We start from the raw sequence: 9,461 nt of genomic DNA on the forward strand, positions 1-9,461 counted from the left end.
GCCAATGGCAACATTACTTGATGGTAAACGGGTCTGGGCAGAAAAAAATCTGAACCAGATTTAATCTGACAGACACCTGTATAAATAACCGGTAACTGTCAGATCAGGTCTGAGCTAGTACATATCATACAATAACACTATGCCACACTAGAAAGTAGGGGTATTGATATTTTTGGATACAGACAGCGCAAGATCTCAACAAAGTCGCGCTTACTGGAATCAGTTTTTTTTAACTCTGACACTAAATTTTCGAAAACATCTTCAATTTTATCCCCCCCCGTCAAGCCTAGCTTTATATACTTTACATTTTTATCAGAATAAATATTTCGATCATCACCTGAAGATGCACTCAGCACAAACTCACGTCCACATGATGTTGCAACGCCCAATACAATATGTTCTCGACTAGAGAACATATTTTTCTTACTCAAAAAAGTGAACGTTGTATAGCCAGGAACATGTTCCTCCCTGAGCTTTACACCAATATTTTTTTTATTAAAAATAACAGGGTGCGTTATTTTATTGGCTTGAATAATATGACTTCCAAGCTCCTTATCCTTCATGGCATTTTCGCTTTTCTGCTTAAGGTAAGTAGCCACATCAATCAGCGCATCTTCTTTATAACTATAATGATCTTTATGAGAAATAATATCCTGAACAAGCGTTTCTTTTATCTCTTTAAAGCTTTTATAAATGTATGCCTTTTTTTCATTATATTTACCAACGTGTAAAGCCCTTGGTTTTTTTTCTTCTATTACAGTGCAATAGCCACTCGAGTTACATCTCTCCGTAAATACAATCTCATTTCCATTTGAAAGTGAAATTCTTATTTTTTTCTCTTCATAGGCAGACTCATCCAAACGTTCAATACTGTTTAACAATGTCGTGGTTATTGATAAAACATCAGTTCTTACTTTATTCTGTCTGTAATCTTCTAATAATTTTATAACAACATAGATTACACCGAGAGTAACAATCGCTAATAGAACCCTTCCTTCATAGCTAAAGTTAACACTATTTTCTGGTGATAAAATGGCATCATTAATAATGCTATGCTCACTGGTTTTGTAATAATTCAGATCAGCGTTGAGTCCGGTTTGCAAAGATAAAATTGTATTCATGCACCCTCTATATTGATGACATTCACTATTTCATACAATGTACCCTTACACCGTAGCGACACCATCAGCTAATTACCTCAATAAAAAAGGGTTTGGCCATTGGCTAAACCCTTCGTAACTAAAAGCTTTTGGATGTCGCGTTAGCGAAATCTTAGTTAAGACGCTCTTTGATACGAGCAGACTTACCAGTGCGCTCACGCAGGTAATACAGTTTAGCCTGGCGTACTGCACCACGACGTTTCACAGTGATGCTGTCAACAACCGGAGAGTGAGTCTGGAATACACGCTCTACGCCTTCGCCGTTAGAAATTTTGCGAACAGTGAATGCAGAGTGCAGACCGCGGTTACGAATAGCGATAACCACGCCCTCGAATGCCTGCAGACGTTTTTTGCTACCTTCAACGACCCATACCTTCACTTCAACGGAATCACCCGGACGAAATGCAGGTACGTCCTGTTTCATCTGCTCTTGTTCAAGCTGCTTAATAATGTTGCTCATAATATGTCTCTTACCCTAGGTAAACTGATACATGGGTACGCGCACCGAAATGCAACGCCCTAATCCTCTCGTTGCTCGGACTGATGTTCACGCTGGAACTCAGTCAGCAACGCCGTTTGCTCGTCAGTCAGAGCTAGGCTTTTCAGAAGTTCAGGTCTTCTAAGCCAGGTTCGGCCAAGCGACTGCTTTAATCGCCAGCGACGTATTTCAGCATGGTTTCCCGACAGTAACACCGGGGGAACCTCCACGCCTTCCAGCACTTCAGGACGAGTGAAGTGCGGACAATCCAACAGCCCATCCGCAAAGGAGTCCTCTTCCGCAGAAGATTCATGCCCCAGCACGCCGGGAATAAAACGAGATACCGAGTCGATAAGCACCATTGCAGGCAACTCACCGCCACTGAGAACGTAATCCCCGATTGACCATTCTTCATCAATTTCGGTTCTGATTACGCGCTCGTCAATCCCTTCATACCGGCCACACACCAGAATCAGTTTCTGATGCGTTGCGAGCTGCCGTACGCCCTGTTGATCCAGCTTACGGCCCTGCGGTGATAAATAAATCACCCTGGCACCGTCGCCTGCCGCGGCCTTTGCTTCATGAATGGCATCCCGCAAGGGTTGCACCATCATCAGCATACCGGGGCCGCCACCATAAGGGCGATCGTCCACGGTACGGTGCCGATCGTAGGTGAAATCACGAGGATTCCAACACGTTACGTTCAGCAGGCCATTTTTTACTGCCCGACCAGTGACTCCATAATCAACCACTGCGCGAAACATCTCTGGAAACAGGCTAATCACCCCAATCCACATTTTTTCGTTCCACTCAGTTCGTTCGTTTGATTCAGAGCTCAAAAACTCGGGTCCCAATCTACTTCAATCGTTTTCGTAGAAAGGTCTACGTGCTTGATAACCTGTCCGGTCAGAAACGGAATCAACCGTTCCTTCGCGCCGAAGGCATCTTTCAGGTTAGCTTTGACCACCAGCACATCATTAGAACCGGTTTCCATCATATCTATGACTTTGCCCAGCTGATATCCCGCAGATGTAATGACTTCGCAGCCAAAAAGATCCTTCCAGTAATAATCACCTTCCTCCAAATCAGGAAGCTGTGCAGAATCTACAACGATCTCAGCGTTCGTTAATAAATTTGCCGCATCGCGATCATCAACACCTTTTACTTTGATGATCAGATCCTGATTGTGGTGTTTCCAGCTTTCGATCTCGACAATCTGCCAAGATCCCTGAGACTGGATATACCAAGGCTGGTAATCAAAAATGCTTTCGGTTTCTTCGGTGGAGGAAAACACTCTGAGCCAACCCCGAATACCATACGTTGACCCCATTTTTCCCATCACGATGGGATTAACAGGGGATGACGGGTTAAGTTGCTTGCTCATTGTCACCACCGCAGCAGATTACGCAGCTTTTTTTAGCATCTTTGATCAGCGCAGAAACGCGATCAGAGATAGTTGCACCTTGGCCAACCCAATGTGCAATACGGTCCAGATCCAGACGCAGAGCTTCGGCTTTACCGGCTGCGATCGGGTTGAAGAAACCGACGCGCTCGATGAAACGACCGTCGCGTGCATTGCGGCTGTCAGTCACGACGACTTGATAGAACGGGCGTTTTTTCGCGCCGCCACGTGCCAAACGAATTGTTACCATAACATCCTCTTTAGTTAATAAAACAGCCGGGCCCCATCGAGGAACGGGGCCCGGGTGTCATATAAAAAGCCCGAAAATTTTACTCATTTTGGCGCAAAAAGCAATCTAAAGCGTCAACTTGCGCTGCCAAGAGCAAAAAAATCGCTCTTAACGCCCCGGGAAACCCGGCGGCATCATGCCTTTCATGCTACGCATCATTTTTGCCATACCGCCATTTTTCATCTTTTTCATCATACGCTGCATGTCGTCAAACTGCTTTAACAAACGGTTGACGTCTTGCACCTGCATGCCTGACCCGGTGGCGATACGACGCTTGCGTGACCCTTTGATGATTTCCGGCTTGGCACGTTCCTGCTGCGTCATCGAGTTGATGATGGCTTCCATACGCACCAGCACCTTGTCATCCATTTGAGATTTCACGTTGTCCGGCAACTGTCCCACGCCCGGCAGCTTGCTCATCATGCTGGCCATGCCGCCCATGTTACGCATCTGCTTAAGCTGATCGAGGAAGTCGGTTAAATCAAAGCCATCCCCCTTCTTCAGCTTTTTCGCCAGTTTTTCCGCCTGAGAGCGGTCAACCTTGCTTTCAATATCTTCGATCAGGGAAAGCACATCCCCCATACCGAGAATACGCGACGCAATACGTTCGGGATGGAACGGTTCCAAGGCTTCTGTCTTTTCGCCAACGCCGAGGAATTTGATCGGTTTGCCGGTAATATGACGAATTGACAGCGCCGCACCGCCGCGCGCATCACCATCAATTTTAGTCAAAATCACACCGGTAAGCGGCAGTGCCTCATTAAAGGCTTTTGCGGTATTGGCCGCATCCTGACCGGTCATGGCGTCAACCACAAACAGTGTTTCAACAGGCTTGATGGCCGCATGCACCTGCTTGATTTCATCCATCATCGCTTCGTCAACGTGCAGACGGCCGGCCGTATCCACCAGCAGCACATCGTAAAACTTCAGTTTGGCGTGTTGCAGCGCGCGGTTAACGATATCAAGCGGTTTTTCGTGCGCGTCGGAGGGGAAGAAATCCACCTCGACCGTTTGAGCCAGGGTTTCCAACTGTTTGATCGCCGCAGGGCGGTATACGTCCGCGGAAACCACCAGCACTTTCTTCTTGTGCTTCTCACGCAGGAACTTGCCCAACTTACCCACACTGGTGGTTTTACCCGCCCCTTGCAAACCAGCCATCAACACCACGGCCGGCGGTTGAGCTGCCAGATTCAGGGCTTCGTTGGTTTCTCCCATCGCAGCAACAAGTTCGTTTTTGACGATCTTGATGAATTCCTGGCCCGGCGACAGGCTTTTGTTTACCTCATGCCCGACGGCACTTTCCTTGACCCGGCTGATAAAATCACGCACCACAGGGAGCGCCACATCGGCTTCAAGTAAGGCCATACGCACTTCGCGCAGGGTGTCTTTGATGTTGTCTTCAGTCAACCGTCCGCGGCCACTGATGTTGCGCAATGTGCGCGAGAGTCTGTCAGTTAAGTTATCAAACATTATCTTGATCTTGTGCTCAACGAAAGGCGGGCCGCATACGCGACACTCTGGACAAATATGGCTGATTATACCATGAAAGACGAAACGATTGCTGTGAAGCGCGACGATAACCGGTTGGTGCGTGACGAGACAACCGCTATACTGGCACTCCCTATCACTTCAGCAGCCGCTCAATGTGTTGATCACTATGCCACTCTTTGCCATTACAGCGTTAGTCGCCTATTCAATCAGCCTGGGACTGATTATTCCTGGCCTATTGCGCAAACAGAGTGCCTACCGCCGGTTGGCGATGATCTCTGCGACTGTGGCCCTGATCTGCCACGCCATTACGCTCTATCACCGCATTTTTGATGTGCAAACCGGGCAAAATCTTAGCCTGTTGAATATCGGGTCTACCATCAGCTTGATGATATGCACCGTGATGACGGTTGTTGCATCGCGCAATCGTGGCTGGTTTCTGTTGCCTATCGTTTACGCGTTTGCGCTTATTAATCTGGCCTTTGCCAGCTTTTTGCCCGGCGAGTTTATAACGCATCTGGAAAAAACGCTGGGGCTGCTGTTCCATATCGGGCTGGCGTTGTTCTCTTATGCCACCCTGATTATTGCCGCGCTCTATGCGCTGCAATTAGCACTGATCGATTATCTGCTCAAAAACAAAAAGTTGAGCATAGTTTCAGAAATGCCGCCGCTGTTGAGCATTGAGCGCAAGATGTTTCATGTCACGCAAATTGGCGTCATCCTGCTGACGATGACGTTGTGCAGCGGTTTGTTTTACATGGATAACATCATCGAGAACAAAGAGAATCTTCACAAGGCGCTGTTCTCCCTGTTTTCCTGGTTCAACTATATTCTGCTGCTGTGGGGGCATTACCATGAAGGGTGGCGCGGACGCCGCGTGGTATGGTTCAGCATGGTGGGCACACTGTTACTGACGCTGGCCTACTTCGGCAGTCGTGTTATCCAGCACTTTGTTGCACAGTAATACGCTTCATCTGTGACGATATGCAAACAAAAAAGGCACCTGGTGAAGGGTGCCTTTTTTGTTTTTTTAGATATGCAATTCTGCCAGTTTATCTTTCGGTAACGCCAGATCGTCGTTCTGGTTGACGCCAATCGGATGCGCCAGAATATGGCGTGCAATGTCCTGAGCCTCTTCCAGAGAGTGCATCTCATAGGTGCCGCACTGGAACTCGTTCAGCTCAGGGATTTTGCGTTGATCGGTCACTTTGAGCACATCCTCCATCGCCGCGCTCCAGGCTTTAGCCACGCGTTGCTCTGCCGGTGTGCCAATCAGGCTCATGTAGAATCCCGTGCGGCAGCCCATCGGAGAAATATCGATAATTTCAACGCCATCACCGTTGAGATGGTTGCGCATGAAACCGGCAAACAGGTGCTCCAGCGTATGAATACCGCGCTCCGGCATCACCTCTTTATTCGGGCGACAGAAACGCAGATCGAACACGGTAATGGTGTCGCCATGAGGGGTTGTCATGGTTTTAGCCACTCGAACCGCCGGTGCTGCCATGCGGGTATGGTCTACGGTGAAGCTATCTAATAACGGCATGTTGCCACCTCCTCATAAAAAAATGACTTTTTTCATCTTTCCAAGAAACTTTTTGGTTCCCAACGAGTCTGACTCTATGAAAGACGCGCATTTATTATCATCATCCCTATTTCTCAGAGAGGTTTTTCGGCCACGGCTTATACCGTGGCCTTTTCTTTATCTACTGTCCGCTCAAGCCTGAGTCGCAGCCAGATAGGCCTCGAACGACAGCGTATCTTGCGCTTCCAGCGCACGCTGTTTTTGCCAGGCGCGTTCACTCTCGGCAACAAACTGCGCCTCCGTCAACACCGCTAAAGGCTCTTGACTGAGTTGCTCACGATAATGGTCTGCCAACGTCAAGCCAAGATTACCGCAGCCCTGCGCTTTCAATAGCGGCAACAGACGCCCGGAGAACGTGTTTTCCGGTTTATCGAACCCTACGCTCAGTTCGTCGCAGACCTGCTGATAATAGGGCTGTTCATGTTCTCTATCCAGCACTTCTGCCACGCGGCGCAGATCGCGGAACAAGGCATGTCCGACATCGGCCAATGGCTGCTGCCGCGTTTCACTTCCCATACCGACGGTCAACCCCGGTTTACGCCCTTCCAGAATAATACGGTTCCAGTTTTTACGGGTACATTGCAGTTCTGCACTATCCATTTCCGGCGCATCAGCCAGTGCGCACCAGATCAGGAACAGATCGAGGAAACGCACCTGCTCGGCGCTGACCCCTGACGGCGTGAAGGGATTGATATCCAGTGAGCGTACTTCAATATACTCAATGCCGCCGCGCATCAGCGCATCAGAGGGCGTTTCGCCACTGCGAGTTACACGTTTAGGACGGATCGGCGCATACAGCTCATTTTCGATCTGCAACACGTTGGTATTGAGCTGCAAGTAGCGATCGCCTTGTTTAACCCCCATCGCGGCATATTCCGCTGACGGCGTTTTAATCGCACGCTTCAGCGCTGCCACATATCCATCCAGCGTATTAAACGTGATGCCCAGATTGCTCTGTGATTTGTTGGTGTAGCCCAGATCGCTCAAACGCAACGAGGTCGCGTAGGGAAGATAATAGAGCCCGTTTTCGCCACGTTCAAACGGCAATGCCGTTTCACGCCCCTGCAAAAAAGAAGAGCAGATGGCGGGCGATGCGCCAAACAGATAAGGAATCATCCATCCGAAACGGTAGTAGTTACGGATCAAACGAAAATAACCGGCGGATATCTCCTGCTTACCACTTTCAGCGTCAGCCACGCCCGCCCGCACTTGCCAGAATGCCAGCGGCAGTGAAAAGTTGTAATGCACGCCGGAAATGGTCTGCATCAACGCCCTATAGCGGTTTTTCAACCCCTCACGGTAGAGCGTTTTAAACCGGCCAACGTTCGATGTGCCGTACTGAGCCAGCTCGATATTTGTCTCATCGGGAATAAAACACGGCATGCTAAACGGCCATAACCGCTCAGAACCGATGTTACGCGCGACATAGCGGTGAATGTCCTGTAAGAATGCCAACAGGTGATCGACGTCCCGATCAACAGGCGTAATAAATTCTAATAAGGATTCTGCGAAATCCGTTGTGATCCAGGGATGGGTTAATGCCGCCCCTAAATTTTCTGGGTGCCCTGTCTGTGCCAAATGTCCATTGGGCTGTACGCGTAACGTTTCGCGTTCAATACCGCGTTGAATCCCCTTCACCGCATCAGGGTGATGTTCAAGCCAGGTCAACGCTTGTGATATATCCGGTATCAAATCGACCTCCCGCTGTTAGATGTAATGATTGTTCGCATAATGAAATCGTATCATCTCTACTAAAATACAGTGCTACACGTTATGACCACAAAGTCATTCCTTGTAATGCCACGATGGCCACCACGATATAACGCAGCGCTTTCCCGATACAGATAAAAAGCGTGGAGTACAACCACGGCATGCGCAGCCATCCCGCTGCTACGCATAGCACGTCGCCAATAATCGGTACCCAACTCAACAAAAGCGCCGCCAGACCATAACGCTGCAACCAGCGTAGCGCCGTCAACGTGCCGGTACGCGGTTTTGGCTGTGGCAGAATACGCCCCAGCACCAGATTGGTCATACCGCCCAGCGTATTGCCTATTGTTGCCACGACAATCAGCGGCACCGCGCCAGTAACCTTCGCCACAATAAAGAGACCAGCAGCACTTCAGAGCTGCCGGGTAATAATGTCGCGCTGAGAAAACTACTCCAGAAGAGAGAAACCAGTCCCCAGAAGGCACTCACAGCGTGCGCACATCGACAACAGCCATGTTTGCGCGCTGCGCTGCCTGAATGCCAAAATCCGCATCTTCAAATACGACGCAGGTTTCAGGCTCTACCCGCATGAGCTGGGCGCAGCGCAGGAAGGTGTCAGGAAACGGTTTATGATGCAGTACATCCTCCGCGCCGACAATACCAACAAAGTAGTCGCGCAAGCCAAGATGACGTAGCAGCCTGTCAGCCAGATGACGTGGGCTACCGGTGCCAACCGCCATAGGTCGACGTCCCTGATACGCTTTCACCACGTCAATCAAGGGCAGCGGCTTAACCGTATCAAACAGCATCTCTTCCACCAGCGCCAGCTTTTCAGTCGCCAGCGCCTTTGGGTCCATATCCACGTTATGCCGAGCCAGGATCACCGCTGCGATTTTCTCAATGGGAGCCCCATTGTACGCCACCATTTCTTGAGCATCATAGGTCATACCGTACTTGCCCAGAATGTTATGCCAGGCGGCGCGGTGTGTGGGCTCAGTATCGAGGATGGTGCCATCCATATCAAAAATAAGACCTTGATAACGATCGTACATCGTGACTCCGTGAATAGCGCAAAAGAGCCGTTACTTTAGCGCAAAGTCAAAATGATGTCGCTGGTTCAATAAAACCACAAAAAGCAAGGTTATCGGTGTATAAGCGGTTAGCAAGGGTGAATCAGCCGAGTGCAGGTAACGCTGGGGATAAAATCAAAGGGAAAGTATGGGATGTACTAGCTCAGACCTGATCTGACAGTTACCGGTTATTTATACAGGTGTCTGTCAGATTAAATCTGGTTCAGATTTTTTTCTGCCCAGACCCGTTTACCATCAAGTAATGTTGCCATTGGCGTG

General features: G+C 49.2%; 10 protein-coding genes and 1 pseudogene. 1 reads left to right on the forward strand and 10 read right to left on the reverse strand.

Annotation, left to right across the window (positions count from 1 at the left end):
• Positions 1 to 137: 137 nt before the first annotated feature.
• The 6 genes from ACTBDZ_RS12260 to ffh form a co-directional block, all read right to left on the reverse strand.
• Positions 138 to 1,121, reverse strand: a complete 984-nt coding sequence (locus ACTBDZ_RS12260) for a hypothetical protein (protein WP_438815512.1) — start codon at positions 1,119 to 1,121, stop codon at positions 138 to 140.
• A gap of 151 nt (positions 1,122 to 1,272) precedes the next feature.
• A complete protein-coding gene (gene rplS / locus ACTBDZ_RS12265; RefSeq protein WP_222157879.1) occupies positions 1,273 to 1,620 on the reverse strand; it encodes a 50S ribosomal protein L19 in 348 nt (115 codons plus the stop codon).
• Positions 1,621 to 1,679: 59 nt separating this feature from the next.
• Positions 1,680 to 2,435, reverse strand: a complete 756-nt coding sequence (gene trmD, locus ACTBDZ_RS12270) for a tRNA (guanosine(37)-N1)-methyltransferase TrmD (protein WP_438815513.1) — start codon at positions 2,433 to 2,435, stop codon at positions 1,680 to 1,682.
• Positions 2,436 to 2,473: 38 nt separating this feature from the next.
• Positions 2,474 to 3,022 carry a ribosome maturation factor RimM gene (gene rimM / locus ACTBDZ_RS12275; RefSeq protein ID WP_222157880.1) on the reverse strand — a complete coding sequence of 183 codons (549 nt, stop codon included), beginning with the start codon at positions 3,020 to 3,022 and terminating at the stop codon, positions 2,474 to 2,476.
• Positions 3,006 to 3,290 (reverse strand): 30S ribosomal protein S16, encoded by a 285-nt coding sequence (rpsP, locus tag ACTBDZ_RS12280; protein ID WP_438815514.1) that lies wholly within the window; start codon positions 3,288 to 3,290, stop codon positions 3,006 to 3,008. Before rpsP ends, rimM begins: the two co-directional genes overlap by 17 nt.
• 147 nt (positions 3,291 to 3,437) lie before the next feature.
• Positions 3,438 to 4,799 carry a signal recognition particle protein gene (ffh, locus tag ACTBDZ_RS12285; RefSeq protein ID WP_438815515.1) on the reverse strand — a complete coding sequence of 454 codons (1,362 nt, stop codon included), beginning with the start codon at positions 4,797 to 4,799 and terminating at the stop codon, positions 3,438 to 3,440.
• 187 nt (positions 4,800 to 4,986) lie between these two features.
• Here ffh and ACTBDZ_RS12290 point away from each other — a divergent pair, with 187 nt between their 5' ends.
• Positions 4,987 to 5,781, forward strand: coding sequence for a cytochrome C assembly family protein (locus ACTBDZ_RS12290; RefSeq protein WP_438815519.1), 795 nt, complete (start codon positions 4,987 to 4,989; stop codon positions 5,779 to 5,781).
• 66 nt (positions 5,782 to 5,847) lie between these two features.
• Here ACTBDZ_RS12290 and luxS read toward each other — a convergent pair whose 3' ends face one another.
• The 4 genes and pseudogenes from luxS to yqaB all read right to left on the reverse strand — a co-directional run bounded on the left by luxS (position 5,848) and on the right by yqaB (position 9,164).
• Entirely contained in the window at positions 5,848 to 6,363 is a 516-nt protein-coding gene (gene luxS / locus ACTBDZ_RS12295) for an S-ribosylhomocysteine lyase (protein WP_438815516.1), read from the reverse strand.
• A gap of 171 nt (positions 6,364 to 6,534) precedes the next feature.
• A complete protein-coding gene (gene gshA, locus ACTBDZ_RS12300) occupies positions 6,535 to 8,094 on the reverse strand; it encodes a glutamate--cysteine ligase (RefSeq protein ID WP_438815517.1) in 1,560 nt (519 codons plus the stop codon).
• A gap of 79 nt (positions 8,095 to 8,173) precedes the next feature.
• Positions 8,174 to 8,601: pseudogene (locus tag ACTBDZ_RS12305) on the reverse strand (YqaA family protein).
• Positions 8,598 to 9,164 (reverse strand): fructose-1-phosphate/6-phosphogluconate phosphatase, encoded by a 567-nt coding sequence (gene yqaB, locus ACTBDZ_RS12310; protein WP_438815518.1) that lies wholly within the window; start codon positions 9,162 to 9,164, stop codon positions 8,598 to 8,600. The pseudogene ACTBDZ_RS12305 and the gene yqaB overlap by 4 nt, the downstream one beginning before the upstream one ends.
• Between the last annotated feature and the right edge of the window lie 297 nt (positions 9,165 to 9,461).

It is taken from the genome of Symbiopectobacterium sp. (genome assembly GCF_051710365.1).
Taxonomy (GTDB): Bacteria; Pseudomonadota; Gammaproteobacteria; order Enterobacterales; family Enterobacteriaceae; genus Symbiopectobacterium.

Excerpts from the sequence above, each read along its gene's own strand:
- ACTBDZ_RS12260 (WP_438815512.1), bottom strand. The coding sequence starts at position 1,121 with ATGAATACAATTTTATCTTTGCAAACCGGACTCAACGCTGATCTGAAT.
- rplS (WP_222157879.1), bottom strand. The coding sequence starts at position 1,620 with ATGAGCAACATTATTAAGCAGCTTGAACAAGAGCAGATGAAACAGGAC.
- trmD (WP_438815513.1), bottom strand. The coding sequence starts at position 2,435 with ATGTGGATTGGGGTGATTAGCCTGTTTCCAGAGATGTTTCGCGCAGTG.
- rimM (WP_222157880.1), bottom strand. The coding sequence starts at position 3,022 with ATGAGCAAGCAACTTAACCCGTCATCCCCTGTTAATCCCATCGTGATG.
- rpsP (WP_438815514.1), bottom strand. The coding sequence starts at position 3,290 with ATGGTAACAATTCGTTTGGCACGTGGCGGCGCGAAAAAACGCCCGTTC.
- ffh (WP_438815515.1), bottom strand. The coding sequence starts at position 4,799 with ATGTTTGATAACTTAACTGACAGACTCTCGCGCACATTGCGCAACATC.
- ACTBDZ_RS12290 (WP_438815519.1), top strand. The coding sequence starts at position 4,987 with ATGCCACTCTTTGCCATTACAGCGTTAGTCGCCTATTCAATCAGCCTG.
- luxS (WP_438815516.1), bottom strand. The coding sequence starts at position 6,363 with ATGCCGTTATTAGATAGCTTCACCGTAGACCATACCCGCATGGCAGCA.
- yqaB (WP_438815518.1), bottom strand. The coding sequence starts at position 9,164 with ATGTACGATCGTTATCAAGGTCTTATTTTTGATATGGATGGCACCATC.